The following is a 15,850-nucleotide window of genomic DNA, read 5'->3' as shown; positions in this document are numbered from 1 at the left end:
CTTCTGTCCGTATTTTTACCAGCGCTTGACGTTTTTCATATTCCTGCCGGTGAAAAGATTCATCAGGAAGATGACGACAAATGCGATGATAAGCACGATTATTACCCAGACTCCCGCAGTCAGATAATCGCCATCCTGGATGACCATGGCAATCTTCTGGGAAATAGTCCCGGTCTTGCCGGGAATGTTTCCGGCAAGCATGGAAGTGGCCCCGTACTCTCCCAGTGCTCTCGCAAATGTCAGGATGGTTCCTGAGATAATCCCGGGCCCCGCCGTAGGAATCACTACTTTCCAGAAAATCTTAGCCTCGCTCATCCCCAGAGTCCGTCCTGCATAGACCAGATTTACATCGATCTGCTCAAACGCTGCCCTGGCATTCCGGTACATCAGCGGGAATGCGATCACCGTCGCCGCAATAATGCATCCAAGCCAGCTTTGTACCACTTTGATATCGAATTGATCATACAGGAACATGCCAAGCGGCCTTCTTCTGCTGAACAGAAGAAGAAGGAAGAAGCCCGCCACTGTAGGTGGCAGCACCATGGGAAGCGTAAGCAGCCCATCCGCCACAGCCTTTATTTTCGGACCTGCCTTGATCACCTTCCTGGCTGCGAATAACCCCAGGAAAAAGGAGATTACGGTTGCCACCGCTCCTGTCTTCAGTGAGATATAAAGCGGGCTCCAGTCCAAGTCCCGCAGGACTGCGCATATTTCCTCCATAGATGATTCCTCCTTTTGGTATCTCATTCTGTTTATCTCTGTACGTTGGTGTCAAAATAATAATTGTAGAAAATCTCGCTGGCATCCTCGGATAACACATAATCATAAAAATCTTTTGCAGCCCTGCTCTGGGCCTCATCCGCTTCTTGATTATCTACCAGGCAGATCGGGTAAATCACGTTTCCTGTCAGATCGTAGCCTACCGTCTCCAGTATATCCAGATCATCCTCATAACCATAGGTATCGGAATAATACGTGGTGCCTACTTCGCAGGAGCCTTCCACCACTGCTGCCAGAACCTTGCTTACATTATCCTGCTCGCTGATCTCCACGCCGCCAAGCGCTTCTGATACTTGTTCCGTAGTGACTGCATCGGGCTCATCCGTCTTTTCCAGGATGCCCAGATTCACAAGCGCCTGCCTGGTGTACTTGCCCACCGGAACGCTTCCGCCTGCCAGCGCGATGCTCCGGGCATCCTTCAGGTTCTCAAGTCCGCTTGCCTTGGTTCCGCTGTCCTTCCGGGTCACAAGCACCACCTGGTTATTCACCACATTTGCGCGGGTTCCTTCACGGACCAGCCCATCCTGTTCCAGCTGATCCATCTGCTTCTGGGCAGCCGAAAAGAAAATATCACATTCATACCCTTCCTCGATCTGGGTCAGCAGGGTGCCGGAACTATCCGCATTGAAGGTAATCTTCACATCCGGATTGTCTTTATTATACTTTTCCGCGATTTCCGTCATGACGGTATTCAGGCTTGCCGCGATAAACACTTGGATCTCCGTCTCATCTGCGTCATCCTTCTTGGATTCCTCCGAGGCCTTCTTGTCCTTGCCATCCGTCTTCTTTGCCTCGCTGCTTCCGCAACTTGCAAGTCCTAATACCATCATTGCTGCCATAAATACTGCCACCACTCTCTTTTTCATAAAACTTTCTCCTTTTATTTATCGTATTCCCAATACGGCTTCTTTTGAAAAGCAAGATGCTACGAAAAAAGGCCTTCACTTCTCAATACTTCTCTCTTCACCTGCCGCTATCATGCCGCCCGTTAAAACCTTTGCAAATACGCCTTGGGCCGGCATAATGCATTCCCCATCTTCTGATAGATCTGGCAAGGGGAGTGGCGTTCCTTCCCAAACTGCGTCATCTCAAGCAGCACATCATTGCAGCGAAACACCGTTCCCACCGGCAGGCTTGGAAGACCAAAGCCTGAGTACCTCTGCGTTCGCCGATACAGACTGTTTTTACTATTCTTTCAGTCTGGCATCGTCTGCTCTATTTCTCATCAATGCCTTTATATTCCGATCGCTCTCGTAATGGAGGCATAGTTTTAAGATTCCGCCCGAGCCAGGTAATCGATCTCCCTGCCATATTGATCCTTCATCGATTACGCTCCTTTTCCGAACCCGCAATTTGGAAACGTACAAGTAGGACAGGACAAGCATAAGCCTCCCTGTCCAAGTCTGGACAAATCTTCTGCTTTTAACTTCTCGTTGCACAGCACTCTTGGAAGCACCAGATCAAATATGGTCCTTTTCGCATACATGACGCAGCCCGGCAATCCCATGACGGGAATATCTCCATTGTAATAAGCCAGCATGAACATTGCCCCCGGAAGAACCGGCGCGCCATAAGTCACGATATCCTCCGCCACGTTCTTGATCGCCAGCGGCGTACGGTCATCCGGATCCACGCTCATGCCTCCTGTGCAAATGATCATGTCCATTCCTTTATCGAGCATCTTATGTATGGCTTCTGTAATCATTTCCGGCTTGTCATCGCAGACCGCATGGTCTTCCATCTCCACGCCATATTCCTTTAGCTTAGTTTCGATCACGGGGGTGAAATTATCCTCAATCCGGTGCTTATATACTTCACTTCCGGTAGTGATAACTCCTGCGCGCTTCTTTTGGTAAGTCACGATCTGGAAAATCGGTTCTCCCTGTGTCAGGGCCTCTGCCCGCCTCATCTTCTCTTCTTCAATGACCAGCGGGATAATCCTGGTTCCCGCAATCTTGTCGCCTTTCTTTACCGGAAAGTTGCCGTGACGGCTGGCAATCATCATCTCTCCCAGACGGTTTACCGCATTCATCTTCTCCACATCAATCTTTAATAAGCCGTCGCAGTCTGCGATCAGTTCAATCTTGCCTTCCTTGACCTCCGTCGGGTGCATATTGGCCCCCTTGCACATCCGGCACAAAATCTGCGCGGCTTCATTCTCATGCAGGATACCTTCCTGCTTCTCCCAGACATAGAGATTCTCTTTTCCCACGGAAAGAAGTACTGGGATATCCTCTTCTCTCACGATATGGCCTTTTCTGAATACGGCATCCTTGGTCACTCCCTTGATGATCTGCGTGATATCATGGCAAAGCACATGGCCAGCTGCTTCCTCCGTCTTAATCAGACGCATGGCTCTTTCCCTCCTTCGTTTGGTCTCTCGATGTGATTGCGGCGGGCTCGCTCCATAATCATCTCCGCCGCAATGCTGACCGCTATTTCTGCTGGCGTCTCTGCCTGGATATCCAGCCCCATCGGCGTCTTGATCCTTGCCAGATCCTGGTCTGTATACCCCTCCTGGCGGAGTTTTGCAAAGACCGCCTCCTTCTTTTTTCTGCTTCCGATCACTCCGATGTAAGATGCCGGCGTGCGCAAAATCTGCTTTTCTACCAGAAAGTCGTGCTGGTGGCCTCTGGTCATGACACAGATATAGTCATCGGACGTGATATCCCTGCATACTTCTTCCAGATGCTCCATATCAACCAGCCGCGTCCTTCTCGCCCCCGGAAATAATTCCGGCTTTGCAAAGTCTTCCCTGTCTTCCAGTACAATACAGTCAAAATTGACCCTTGCAAGCGTAGGAACCGCCTCCTGGGCCACATGGCCGCCGCCGAAAATATAAACTTTGCTGCCTTGCACTAATTTTTCCAAATAGTATTTCGCAGGACTCTCCTGTGGCTCTGACCTTGCTTTGGCACATACGGCTACTTGCACTTTTTTTGGCAAATCCCCTTCTTCATAAAGATACATCTGCCCCTTCCCTTCTTTTGAAAGATCCATTGCCAGCCAGCACTTTCGATCCTGGTCAAACATCCGGATGGCTCTTATGGCCAGATCTATCATCTGTTCGTCTCCCGATGAAATGTACCTGAAAAAAACACTTATATCTCCTCCGCAAACCATGCCAAGATCCGCTGCCTGATTCGGGCGAAGCCTGAATTGTTCCAAATGGGAGTTCTTGCTGTCAAGCACTCCCAAGGCTCGCTGAATGCACTCATGCTCTACCGCGCCGCCGCCTACCGTCCCTCTGACGCGCCCCTTCCTTGTAACCAGCATATGCGCTCCCGCGCCCCGGGGCGCGGAGCCCGAACTTGCCACCACGGATACCAGCACGGCATCCTGCCCGCTCTGCAGCGTATCCTTTAGTATAGAGAATAATTTTCTCATCTTTCCCCTTCCTCTCTTTACAGCCTTATGCGCCTCTTCAAACTTCAAGCCTATCCCAGAATGTCCGATAGATACTTTTGAAAACTTATTTCCGCAGCAGCCTGCACTTCTTCCCTCATCTTCCGGTATACCCGCAGCAGCCTTTCGCCTTCTTCCGTAAGTTGAGAGCCTCCGCCCTCCCGGCCTCCCGCAACTCGTTCCATCACCCGGTAGCCTAATTTCTTTTCAATGCGGTTAATCATCTTCCAAGCCTTGGTATAAGACATCTGCATGGCCTGGCAGGCCGCATTCACAGAACCGGTGACCCCAATGAGTTCCAAAAGCTGTTCCGTTCCATTTCCAAAAAACTTCTCATCCGTAGCAAGCATCGTCTTGGTAATAACCCGAACCTGGTCATTACGGCCTGCCGCGTCCAGATAAAGCCTCAACGCCTTCTCATAGTCCTTCTGCGAATTGATCTGAAGCGTTACTCCCACATCTTCTACTGCCAGTTTTGTAACCGGGATATCCAACCCCTTCATTATTTTCAATAGATGCTCTATGGCATTTGGCTGAGTTGAACCTTGAGTTAAACCTAGAGTTGAACCTTGTTCTGTTGATATGGCATTTGTTACCCGAGAGGCTGCCTGACCGCCTAATACGACAGGGTATCCGGGCTCTCCCTGAAATGTCGGGTATGTGAATCCCCCCGCCTGTGCAAGCAATTCCCGTATCGTGTTTTCCGTTACCATGGGAACATCTCCCGGAATGACTAATACCTTATCGCACTTATCATCAAGCCATTCCAGCCCCATCTTTACCGAATCAATCCAGCCGCCCTGAATGAAGCGTTCGTTTTTCAAAAACATAACGCCCGCATAATTTAAATTTTCTTCGATTACCTCATGGCGATACCCCGTTATAACAACTACATTCTCTACGTCTGCTTTCCTAAGCGTCCGCACGACCCGCTGTATCATCGTTTCCTTCCCGATTGGCAGCATCGGCTTAAACTCGCCCATCTGAGAAGAAATCTCCGCCACTGTAACCACCGCTCCGTAACGCAATCCAATCACCTCGATTTTTCCTGCCTGTTGTGCTTTGTATGCTTATAGTAGCATATTTGCGGGGGAAATGGAACTAACTAACACGTAACATTTTTAAGTTGGACACGTAACAATATTTAAAAGTGTTACGTGTCAAACCTACATAACTGGTGTGTAAAACTGCAAAATTCCCTGTGTCAATCTGAAAATAATAGTGCGCAAAATTAAATAAATCTGCAAAAGCCTATATTTCTATGAGGCTAGTCAGCATTTCCTGCTAAACTATCGTTTGCCACTACCTTTTTTCATTTTGACACAGGGGTTTGTTCAAATTTACACACCAGTTGTAGAAGGTTAACACGTAACACTTTTTAACTTTGTTACGTGTCCATCTTAAAAATGTTACGTGTTACCTTCTTCGTGTTACTTCTTCCAGCAGCCCTTGGCATCCCTCATAAATATCCTCATACGTTCTATCAAAGTTTCCTGTATACCATGGATCTGCAATATCTCTTGGCGATTCAGAAAAATCCAGTAATCTATATACTTTTTGCTCCGGATCGCCTCCTAGAATCCTCAGCATGTTTTTCACATTTCTCTGCTCCATGCCAATCAGGTAATCGTATTTTTCATAATCTTTCTTCGTCATCAAAGTGGCGTATTTCCCCTCTGTGCTAATGCCACATTCTTTTAATTTCTGTACAGTGCCATAGTGTACCGGATTGCCAAGTTCCTCCCGGCTGGTGGCTGCTGAAGCAATGGTGAACTTATCTTGCAGTCCGTTTTTTCGGATCATATCACGAAATAAAAATTCTGCCATAGGGGAGCGACAGATGTTGCCGTGGCAGACAAATAGAATTTTTATCATATTTATAAAGCCCCTTACATATCTTATTTTATCTAGACTTCATGCAATCTTCCATACCTTCTACATCGATCGGAAACTTCCTCTTTCTCGATTTATCGATCCCCAATTCAGTATGTTTTATCTGCACTCAATCTTCTTTTCATAAACTATATTATCATTATTTTGCCATCTAAGCACCCCTTTAACTAAATATCTCTACAATAAGTCAAATTAAATCTTTAGTCTTTTAGAATGCGTATTTCAACTCATAAATTCAACAAATCATTCAAACCAATCAGTTTGCAGCCTTTGCTCTCGTAATATCGCAGCATTTCGTCAATTTTCCTTTTATCATAACTAGTGATGCAATCTGTCAGTACACTAACATCATAATTTGCTTTACGTAAGTTGTAGCAGGTTGATTTAACACAGGCAACAGCATCCGCTCCTGTTATATAGAAATGACATATTTCATTTTTATTTATGAAGTTTGAGAACTCCTCACTGGTTAATGCGTTTCCTTTGAATTTTGTGAAAATATTTTTTGAAACTATTTTCAAATCCGAAGCCAGTTCAGCCCCGCATGTATCGGGTTTGAAAGTTCTGGTTCCGCTTGATAAATTTTCATGTCTTATGTACACAACATGAATATTTTTTTCTACTGCCCAATCTATGGATTTGTTTATATTTGCAATTATTTCTTTGTAATTCTTAGTTATATCATTTTGAATATCTATCACTACTAAAGCCTTTTTTATCATTCCGGATCCTCCTAATATATTGATACCATCACACCGGTACTACAACTTGGTGCTGACGCTTTAACATTTAACATATTTCATTGCATGACGTTCATTAAATTTGCCTATCTGCATTTTGACAAAATATCAGGAAGATTTAGACTTCGTATCACCCCTGCTTTCTTATCCTCGTTTTGCTTTTATATGCAGAGTAGATTATCTATTCTGCTTTATTCATGAGACACCTTGCGTTTGATATGTCGATATGATAGTACCACACATAACTTGCAACACCGTGTCATGTTTTATATTTTTCATAAATCTTTTTTGCTCTTTCAGATATTTTATTGCGAATGTTTTGGGGTGAAATTACTTCCACTTTATCACCCCAAGAAAGGATATGGCTAATTAATAATTCATTATTTGGCATAACGGTTTCCACTAATAAACTACCATCCTGATTTTCGGTTACTTCATCGTCAAACTTATCGTATACTCGAAAAGACATACTTTTATCAAATAAAAGCGTTACTTTTACCGTTTCCATTTCAAATTTTTCTTCTTCCACAAATATTTGTTCTGGAATGGAACGAACATACTCGTCGTTGGTAATTTCGAGATTTCTTATACGAGTTAATTTAAAAAATCGGAAATCGTTACGGGTAGAGCAATAACCATATAAGTACCAGTCCGTACTCTTGAAGACCAGTTTAAGTGGTTCTACGACTCGTTTGATCACTTCGCCTTTGCCGCTGTAATAATGAAATGCAACTATCTTACTCTTAAATATAGCACTTTGTAGTTTTTGAAAGTTATCTTTTCCTGCCCCGCTTTTTGTCCAACTTGAGAAATCAATTTCAAGCCAGTTTACATTCTGCTTTTGAAACACGCTGCTCAGTTTCGATAGGAGAGTTCTCGTATATTCATCTTCAACTATTCTAATTCCCTGCAAAGCCATAAGTATTTGCGTCTGCTCTTGTTCGCTTAAGATAGACTTTTTGAGCACGAAATTATCTTGAATAGATATGCCGCCGCCTTTCCCCCGGGTGGCATATACCGGTATGCCGGCAGAACTTAAGATATCAATATCCCTGTATATAGTCCTTACCGACACTTCAAAATAATCTGCTAATTCTGGAGCAGTCATACTGCCTTTTTCCAGCAACAAATAAATCATTTGAAAATATCTATTTTCTTTCATAAAATGTCACCTCATACTTATTATACAGCATATACATGACATTCCATGTCCTATTTTAAGCAAATGCTCAAAATAGCAGAATTCAAAGCATTGTTGCTTTCAATATCCTTGCTCCCTACAGCAGATAAAAAGCACCAATCCGATCAGGATTGATGCTCTTACAGTCAAAGTATCAATTTTCTTATTGTTTCCTCTTCAGTTTATTCGGACATTTCTCGTAACATTGATCGCACAAAGTTTGTTCCCAAGGCAAATCTGACCTTAGTTTCCCACTCTTCCCACAGTTCTCGCATATTGACATGCTTTTCTCTTGATAATTATGAACGATACATGCAATATCAAAACGCAATTTCTTTTTAGAATCATCGACAGACTCCTTACATGGCATATCTTTAAAACTGTAATAATAACTGAGGATACCGAACTTTTCTTTAATTTGTATCGGGTTCAGATCTATATTTTCCGGTAAGATTTCCTCTTTTACATATCGGTCAGTAATTGATTGGCAAAGTTCATGGATAAGCCCATACCATCCATCGCCACACTCACACCCAAATATTTTATATGTATTTCTTTCTTCCTTGACTCTGCTTTTCTGCATAAATAGAAAATCATGCTCTAACTGCTGTTCTAATTCTTCTTTCATAAAATAGTTCCTCTTTTATCAAGTATCTCAGTTTCTATTATTGATATTGCTCGTTCAACCGTTATCTTGCCAAGGAGAAGTAAAAATATAGGTATGCTCAGATTATTGAGCAACTCTGGCAAACATGCTGTTAAGAAGTCTTCTGTCTCCAGAGGCGCAACATTGTAAAAATCATAATTAACAACTGTTGCAAGCACGATATCAAAGCAATCGTCTTCCGTCATATACAGCCTTGGAGTATACAAATGTTGTGGTTTATATAAATTATTACCCACGCCATCCGCGCCGCATGGCCATATCATAGCGTTAATATAGTTAAATAGTCTGAAAAGGTCATTACGGCAATTACTTCTCCGAACCCATTCTGCTCCGTTTGCGTTATAATAGACTCTACATTCTGCGCAGTCTGAGAAAAAGTAGATACTCGATTCTAAAACCTTATCGGGACAGTTTTCACATCCTCTATACAACATTGTAATCTGAGGAGCGTCTCCACATAAACCTTCCATATATGGAATGTTATGTTCTTTAAGATATTTGATAATACGCCTTTTTGCTTCTAACTGGTTCAAAATCATAGCCCCCTAATCATAATTTAACATAGCCATCTTTCGAGTGCGAGCCAAGGCAATGCAGTGTCCCTTTCAAATTTCCATGGTCAACCTGTTCTAATAGATATCTACCAAGACGCGGGGATGCCGTTCGCTTTGCGAAGAAGTCATCCGGGTAATTCAAATGTGTTCCTGAAGACGCATGAACTATCACGGGGAAAATATGCGAAGCGTAATCATCCATTTCGTTTTGGTTTAATACAACATCTGCCATATCTTATTCCTCCCATTCTAATAAAGCATTTTTGACTTTTTCTATTACTTCTTTATCTGCCTCTCGGTTAAGCAGTAATATTTGTACAAGTCTTTTTACCATGTCAGGTCCAGACAAATCTACGGAATCTGAGATGGTTTTTCCGACAGCCATTTTCCTTTTTTTTAATTCATTCAGATAATTCATCCAGAGCAGCTGCATAAAATACGGTGTCTGCAGCCGCTTTAGATCTGGTATTACATTTTTCAGGTCCAGAAACATCTTCTTACGAATTTCTCGTACTTTTTCTGCTCTTTCTTCATCAGGCTTGGCTTGCATTGATGTAGCAATAGAAATATCCATTCTTTTTAGCAATGCTAAATCATCCTTTACCTTTCCCCAATCTTCGACATTCCTGGCTGCATCAATTGCCCTATTGGTAATGGCGGACCTAGATAAATCTTGATTCGTGTCAATCTCCTTAATCTGGTACTCTAATACAGCGTGTTTCCAAGATGACTTAAATGCTATAGTCTCCATAATGCAACTCCTTTTTTATTTTTCATTGTTTAATGACACCTCTTTTATAAAACTATACTCATTATAATTTATAATTCGTTGTTTGTCAATGACTTTTCTTAAAATTACAAAGGATCGGATTTGTGCCGTCATATGGAAGATATACCCGGATATGATTTAAAGAAGTCCCACCAGACATAGAATACACGCAAACAGAATTAGGCCAAAGTTTTATGTGTATCTTAGAAGTGATAAATCTCTCGCTATACTCTTTTCAAAAACCTCCTTGTGAATAAGGCAATCCACAAAAAGCAAGATATCAGTCCAAGTATAAAGGAAAAGAAACTTGCTCCGTCGAGCAGTATTTTCCCAATCCAGAATGATGGAAGAAAGGCCATTAGAAAATGATAAGGCGCAGGGAGAAACCATATTAGAATGAGTCCGATAAAACTAATCCCCATCAGTTTTGAAAGCGCAAGCCCTTCTACACGGTTTCCAGCAATCGAAACGACCATCATTGCCAGAAATATGCCTGTAAAACCGCTGATTATGGAACAGTCTAGAATGGTGAACGTAGATAAGGATGATATATTGAAAATTTTAGAAACAATCATTGTGACAGCGAATGCCCATATCATCGGCAGGCCAATTCGCGCAAATAGATAGGAGTAGCCTTCTGCCGGTGTAATCTGATAGAAATCGCTTAATCTTTCATCTCTTTCTTCTAAGATCAGGAATGACGATATCATCGCCACAAACATGGGAGTCAGGCATATCAGCATACCATCTATCAGGCCATACCAGGCTATTATAGAAAATGAAAACTCTTTTGTTAATATCTGATTGATAAACGGAATGGCAAGCTTTATAAACAGGCCAACTAAAAATGGTGCTGGAATCAAGGCTATCAGCATGCCATCTTTTAATACTTGTTTCATGCCTATTTCAAATAGTTTCATTGTATGCTTCATACGCCTTCGCCTCCTGCTGATTGCAATGCGACACCGATACGTTTATTTGCCACAATTGACAATACTCCAAACCAGAGAATAAGATTAATTCCAATCCAGTCATTTATACTTTTTCCCCCAAAAATGCGCTTTCAATCATATGCCACAAGGCTGTGCCTGGACATATTTCAAAAAACGGATGAGTGATTCCAAATGCAGTCAGAACAGGCGGTAATGACAGTACTACTGTTGGAAAAATTACTATTATCATATAATGGTTAACCGAATGCGCATAAGAAGCAACCAGAAGTCCGATTAGATTAAATACGATGGCTCCAATGAATATGCATAAGGCCAAAAATATGAATCTGATCCTTCCTCCTATCCCAATCAGGACAATTAGTATGACAGAAATTGTTGACAGAATAGAAAGTGATATGGCTTTTGACCATACATATTCGATCGTCCGAAGCGGTGAAATGCTCCAAAAGCGATGCAGCCCCTCCCCTTTTTCAAGCAGCCATATGCCTCCCATAAAGAAAACACCAAGCATTGCGGGATCCGTCAGTATAATGAGTGATGCTGCCATATTCTTATATTCCGAAGGCGTTATCCTCAATGCAACGATATAAACCACGGTGAAAAAGAAATACAGAAAATAGAAACCATATTTTATCTGAAAACGGATGTCATTTTTTATGGCATTTAAGATTCTCACTGCAATCCCCTTCCTGTCAGTTCTATAAATATATCTTCAAGCGTCTGCTCCTTTGAATGAATACTTGTCAGAATACCTCTTTTCAGTGCAGATTGAAAATCTGGCGAATCAGCCAAGTGGGATAGCGTACAGACGTTTCTTATTTCCTTTCCGCCTTCTATATAACTGTATTCCACCTTTGTATCTGATCCACTCTTACGCAAATCATGCGGCGAACCAATTGTTTTAATTGTACCGTCAACGATAAATGCCACACGGTCACAGAGTTCCTCCGCATCATGCATGTTATGGGTTGTCAGAATGATGGTCTTTCCCATCCTTTTTTGCTCTAGTATCATATCCTTTAATACCCTTGCATTCGCAGGATCAAGGCCGCTGGTGGGCTCGTCAAGAAACAGCAGTTTCGGATCATTCAGCAGAGAACGCACGAATCCTAGCCTCATTTTCATTCCCTTTGAATAACTGGACACCTTCTTTTTGGCGTCGTGATGAAGGCCAACCTTTTCTAAGAGTTCCATTGGATCCATTGTTTTAACTGAATAAAGGGAGGCGAAATACTTCAAATTTTCGATCGCGGTAAACTTTCCATAAAAATTTGGAAATTCAAAATCAACTCCTATATTTTCATAATAATCGCTCGTTCTACGCTTTATCTCTGTATCAAAAACGTGAACGCTCCCTCGATAATCCCTAAGAGTCCCTGTCAATATTTTCTGCATGGTGCTTTTTCCAGCACCCGACGGACCAAGGAAGCCAAATATTTCCCCCTGCTCCACCTTAAAACAAATCCCCTTAATGGTATCGTTTTCTGAAGATGGATATTTGAAAAATACATTTTGGACATCAATCATTTTCATCACTGACAATCTCCTTTAATACGCCATCCAAAATAATTCCCATTATAGTCCGCTGATCTTCAGCATTATCCTGTTGTAAGTTTAGGAAACTAATTGCAAGTGTCTGTAATGTTTTTGTTGCAATTTCAATTCCGCATTTAAAACGAACGCCATATTCCTGCAATTTTACAAGTTCATGACTGTCATCTTTTGTATGCGCCTCAATCACTTCACGGGGCAATTTACGATATAAATAGTCAGCCGTCTCGCCATTAGCCTGCTTAAGCATCGGATAACGTTGCAACTCGTCAAACATCCATAAAAAACATTGTTTGCAAAGTTCCCTTGGTGATAACGAACGATTTTCATTTAAAAATTCATCCATCTCCTGCCACATCCTCATCTGCAGATTCCCCGCAATATCCATATACAGATGTTCCTTGCTTTGGTAGAAGGAGTAAAATGAGCCCTTTGCTATGCCGGTGGCCTGTACGATTTCATCAATGGATACTTTTTTTATTCCGAATGAGACAAATAATCGTTCTCCCTCTTGCATTAGTTTTTGTCTTATAAACTCTTTTTCAGCATCGCTGAATTTTGGCATAATTGTTCCTCCATTCTATATGACTATTTATTCCTATTTAGTCATATATATTGTATTCCTTTTTATAAAGATTGTCAACTATCTATAAATCAAGTTGTCAAATGAATATGAAATAATTACCACCAAGTAGGTCTGCCAGGACTTTTATTATGAATTTATCATTTTAGAATATTGTTTACTTAAATATAGAAATGACCGTCCATCTTCGAACGGTCAATATAGAAATTTTGAAATGTTATTTATGCAGTTTTCTGTATATTACACGTTATTATCTTCCACTACTTTTATAGTATAGCAGCATTTGCTTCTGATGGAATGTATGTGATGCTCATTTTGTTATAAGACATAACCTTAGCTATCAGTTAACTTTTATTATTCGGAGTTTTGCCTGCTGTTATTTTTCTTTAAGAAAAGTTATGTTCTATACCTTTTTATCGCACTTTGAAAATATTTCGCTATTTCTTCTGAACGAAAGGAACATCTCATTACATAATGTATGTTTTGAATAACTCATTTTACTTATACACTACATAGAAAAATGCTTTGGTGCTGGCATAGTCATTAGCATCTGCGACTATTTAATTCGCTCTCCCTTTACAGGGTGAGACGCCTGACAGTGAAGAAGAAGTAAGTATAGATTATATTTCAATTCACTCTCCCTCTGCGGGGAGAGACGCTTTGCTTCCTTGTCTGTCATTTCATTTTCCATGAAATTTCAATCCACTCTCCCTCTGCAAGGAGAGACCAAGAATTCCATCTTTCTCCGGGTGCAGGCATAATTTCAATCCACTCTCCCTCTGCAGGGAGAGACTCGGGCAGATGGGCAGGCATACATCAAGGTTGACATTTCAATCCACTCTCCCTCTGCAGGGAGAGACAAAGAAAAGCCTTTAAAGGCCAGTGACGGTAGGATAATTCAATCCACTCTCCCTCTGCAGGGAGAGACATGGCTATGAAATGTTGTCTAATGTGGTAGTAAGAATTTCAATCCACTCTCCCTCTGCAGGGAGAGACATTAATAATGCATACTTCCTCGTCCGACTCGACATTTCAATCCACTCTCCCTCTGCAGGGAGAGACCAGGTGGATGGACTTCGAGAGAACCGTTATTCTTATTTCAATCCACTCTCCCTCTGCAGGGAGAGACCAGGTGGATGGACTTCGAGAGAACCGTTATTCTTATTTCAATCCACTCTCCCTCTGCAGGGAGAGACCAGGTGGATGGACTTCGAGAGAACCGTTATTCTTATTTCAATCCACTCTCCCTCTGCAGGGAGAGACAGCAATTTTGCACATAAAACTTCTAATATCCCATCAACTCCTTATGCAAAACGCCAAATCAAAGAACTTTTTCCAACACCTACACAACAAATTACAACTTTCCTAACTCTCATATCATCAATATCCAGGTGCGAATCTCCCTGCATTTTCATGTGCACTTCACATTCGCACTAAACCACACTAAAATATAAGAGGGGCAGTCACATCAAAACTTTTCTTTGCTCCTATATGTTCAATCTTGTCTTTATACTTATTACCCAGATTATAGAACCTTAAACTATCAACTTCTTTATCAATTATATCCTCCAGGATAGCCTTTACCTGACGAAGTTTTGCGGCGTCCAGATTGCACTCGAATACGGAATTTTGAACCCGCTGTCCATAATTAACGCATTGCTTTGCTACTTTTCTTAGGCGTCTCTTTCCTGCCTCTGTCTCTGTATTTACATCATAAGTTATCAACACCAGCATTCTATCACCTACTTCCACAAAAATGGCGGATACTCTTCCAAATCTCCACGAACATATCTGGCCAGAAGCATTGCCTGAACATGGGGTACCATTCCCCACTCCATTTTTTCACCCAGAAAAGGATGTGTAATGACTTCCTTTTTCTTCTCCTGCCATGCAGCGAGAAATTTCTTTCTCGTATCATCATCCATAATGACAGCGCCATTTTCTTTCTGAAGGAAACCGCTGGAATCAACAATCCTTTTATTAATCAGCGTTAGTACGAAACGGTCAGCCATTACACTTCTTAGTTCTTCCATGATATCCAGTGCCAATGATGTGCGGCCTGGTCTATCCGTATGAAAGAAGCCAACATAAGGATCAAGGCCAACAGTTTCCAATGCTGACGTACATATACCTGCTAAAAGCGAATAGGCGAATGAAAGCATTGCATTTACATTATCCAAAGGGGGCCTTCTATTTCGTCCATGAAAATAAAAAACTTCCTTTTGCTGCAAGATCAATTCATCAAAGACAGAAAAATAAATGGAGGCTGACTCTCCCTCAAGTCCCAGAAGTTTATCCGGGCTTTCACACGTACGGATTTCTTTTAAGCGGGAATCGAGGAAAGACGATTTTTCTTTTATCTTTTCTACATCCAACCGCAGCGGATAATCCCGGATTGCCCGCTCTAAAATCCACCGGGAATTATACACTTTTCCAACAATACAATTTCGCGCCACTTCTATCTTTTTTTCTGTATTATCGGCGATACGATATTGCTGCCTTCGCAGTGTGACATTCCCCCTGACTTCTCCACATACCCGTGCAAGGAAACGTCCGTGCTCAGTCATAAAAGTAAGGCTGATATTCTTCTGCGCGCAAGTCCCCATAAGTCTCGGGCTTGCTCCTGTATATCCAAATGTAACGATTCCCTCCAGGTTATGTAGGGGTACGCGCCCGATTTCCTTCTGTTCTTCCAGAATAACAACATTCTCTCCATCTAAAGAAAGATACCGATTCGCAGAGGTCACATATAACGTATTCATTAATTTTTTCAAC

18 protein-coding genes, 1 pseudogene and 1 CRISPR repeat array are annotated in these 15,850 nt (G+C 42.1%); all 19 genes and pseudogenes read right to left on the bottom strand.

Annotated elements, in window-relative coordinates:
• Positions 1–15: 15 nt before the first annotated feature.
• Positions 16–720 (bottom strand): molybdate ABC transporter permease subunit, encoded by a 705-nt coding sequence (modB, locus tag K0036_RS02405; protein ID WP_220430649.1) that lies wholly within the window; start codon positions 718–720, stop codon positions 16–18.
• A 32-nt stretch (positions 721–752) separates the two neighbouring features.
• Complete coding sequence (gene modA, locus K0036_RS02400) at positions 753–1,646, bottom strand: molybdate ABC transporter substrate-binding protein (protein WP_220430648.1); 894 nt, start codon at positions 1,644–1,646, stop codon at positions 753–755.
• A 75-nt stretch (positions 1,647–1,721) separates the two neighbouring features.
• A pseudogene (locus K0036_RS19500) lies at positions 1,722–1,930 on the bottom strand (molybdenum cofactor biosynthesis protein); the annotation flags it as partial.
• A gap of 177 nt (positions 1,931–2,107) precedes the next feature.
• Positions 2,108–3,133, bottom strand: a complete 1,026-nt coding sequence (locus K0036_RS02395; RefSeq protein WP_220430647.1) for a molybdopterin-binding protein — start codon at positions 3,131–3,133, stop codon at positions 2,108–2,110.
• Positions 3,124–4,167: a xanthine dehydrogenase accessory protein XdhC gene (gene xdhC, locus K0036_RS02390; protein ID WP_220430646.1), complete on the bottom strand. Its 1,044-nt coding sequence runs from the start codon at positions 4,165–4,167 to the stop codon at positions 3,124–3,126. Before xdhC ends, K0036_RS02395 begins: the two co-directional genes overlap by 10 nt.
• A gap of 50 nt (positions 4,168–4,217) precedes the next feature.
• Complete coding sequence (locus K0036_RS02385) at positions 4,218–5,222, bottom strand: NTP transferase domain-containing protein (RefSeq protein WP_227066420.1); 1,005 nt, start codon at positions 5,220–5,222, stop codon at positions 4,218–4,220.
• Positions 5,223–5,601: 379 nt separating this feature from the next.
• Entirely contained in the window at positions 5,602–6,060 is a 459-nt protein-coding gene (locus K0036_RS02380) for a low molecular weight protein-tyrosine-phosphatase (RefSeq protein ID WP_220430645.1), read from the bottom strand.
• A 245-nt stretch (positions 6,061–6,305) separates the two neighbouring features.
• The gene (locus tag K0036_RS02375; protein WP_220430644.1) at positions 6,306–6,800 is read right to left on the bottom strand and encodes a cysteine hydrolase family protein; all 495 of its coding nucleotides are present in this window, start codon (positions 6,798–6,800) and stop codon (positions 6,306–6,308) included.
• Between the two features lie 277 nt (positions 6,801–7,077).
• Complete coding sequence (locus tag K0036_RS02370; protein WP_220430643.1) at positions 7,078–7,980, bottom strand: helix-turn-helix transcriptional regulator; 903 nt, start codon at positions 7,978–7,980, stop codon at positions 7,078–7,080.
• Between the two features lie 181 nt (positions 7,981–8,161).
• Positions 8,162–8,626: a hypothetical protein gene (locus K0036_RS02365; protein WP_220430642.1), complete on the bottom strand. Its 465-nt coding sequence runs from the start codon at positions 8,624–8,626 to the stop codon at positions 8,162–8,164.
• Positions 8,623–9,198, bottom strand: a complete 576-nt coding sequence (locus K0036_RS02360; RefSeq protein WP_220430641.1) for a hypothetical protein — start codon at positions 9,196–9,198, stop codon at positions 8,623–8,625. Before K0036_RS02360 ends, K0036_RS02365 begins: the two co-directional genes overlap by 4 nt.
• 16 nt (positions 9,199–9,214) lie before the next feature.
• Positions 9,215–9,451 (bottom strand): hypothetical protein, encoded by a 237-nt coding sequence (locus K0036_RS02355; RefSeq protein WP_220430640.1) that lies wholly within the window; start codon positions 9,449–9,451, stop codon positions 9,215–9,217.
• A gap of 3 nt (positions 9,452–9,454) precedes the next feature.
• On the bottom strand, positions 9,455–9,970 hold the full coding sequence (locus tag K0036_RS02350) for a hypothetical protein (RefSeq protein WP_220430639.1): 516 nt from the start codon (positions 9,968–9,970) through the stop codon (positions 9,455–9,457).
• A 242-nt stretch (positions 9,971–10,212) separates the two neighbouring features.
• On the bottom strand, positions 10,213–10,920 hold the full coding sequence (locus tag K0036_RS02345) for a hypothetical protein (RefSeq protein WP_025645578.1): 708 nt from the start codon (positions 10,918–10,920) through the stop codon (positions 10,213–10,215).
• A gap of 103 nt (positions 10,921–11,023) precedes the next feature.
• Complete coding sequence (locus K0036_RS02340; protein ID WP_259283373.1) at positions 11,024–11,617, bottom strand: ABC transporter; 594 nt, start codon at positions 11,615–11,617, stop codon at positions 11,024–11,026.
• The gene (locus tag K0036_RS02335) at positions 11,614–12,468 is read right to left on the bottom strand and encodes an ABC transporter ATP-binding protein (protein ID WP_025645580.1); all 855 of its coding nucleotides are present in this window, start codon (positions 12,466–12,468) and stop codon (positions 11,614–11,616) included. The genes K0036_RS02340 and K0036_RS02335 overlap by 4 nt, the downstream gene beginning before the upstream one ends.
• Entirely contained in the window at positions 12,461–13,057 is a 597-nt protein-coding gene (locus tag K0036_RS02330) for a TetR/AcrR family transcriptional regulator (RefSeq protein WP_025645581.1), read from the bottom strand. Before K0036_RS02330 ends, K0036_RS02335 begins: the two co-directional genes overlap by 8 nt.
• 642 nt (positions 13,058–13,699) lie before the next feature.
• A CRISPR array of direct repeats spans positions 13,700–14,338; the repeat unit is 33 nt; unit sequence ATTTCAATCCACTCTCCCTCTGCAGGGAGAGAC.
• 180 nt (positions 14,339–14,518) lie between these two features.
• On the bottom strand, positions 14,519–14,809 hold the full coding sequence (gene cas2, locus K0036_RS02325; protein ID WP_009247866.1) for a CRISPR-associated endonuclease Cas2: 291 nt from the start codon (positions 14,807–14,809) through the stop codon (positions 14,519–14,521).
• Between the two features lie 8 nt (positions 14,810–14,817).
• Positions 14,818–15,849 (bottom strand): type I-C CRISPR-associated endonuclease Cas1c, encoded by a 1,032-nt coding sequence (gene cas1c, locus K0036_RS02320; RefSeq protein WP_220430638.1) that lies wholly within the window; start codon positions 15,847–15,849, stop codon positions 14,818–14,820.
• Between the last annotated feature and the right edge of the window lies 1 nt (position 15,850).

Origin of the sequence: [Clostridium] scindens (assembly GCF_019597925.1) — a bacterium.
GTDB lineage: Bacteria > Bacillota > Clostridia > Lachnospirales > Lachnospiraceae > Clostridium_AP.
The sequence above is the reverse complement of the archived record's forward strand: the minus strand, read 5'-3'. Positions and strand labels throughout refer to the sequence as shown.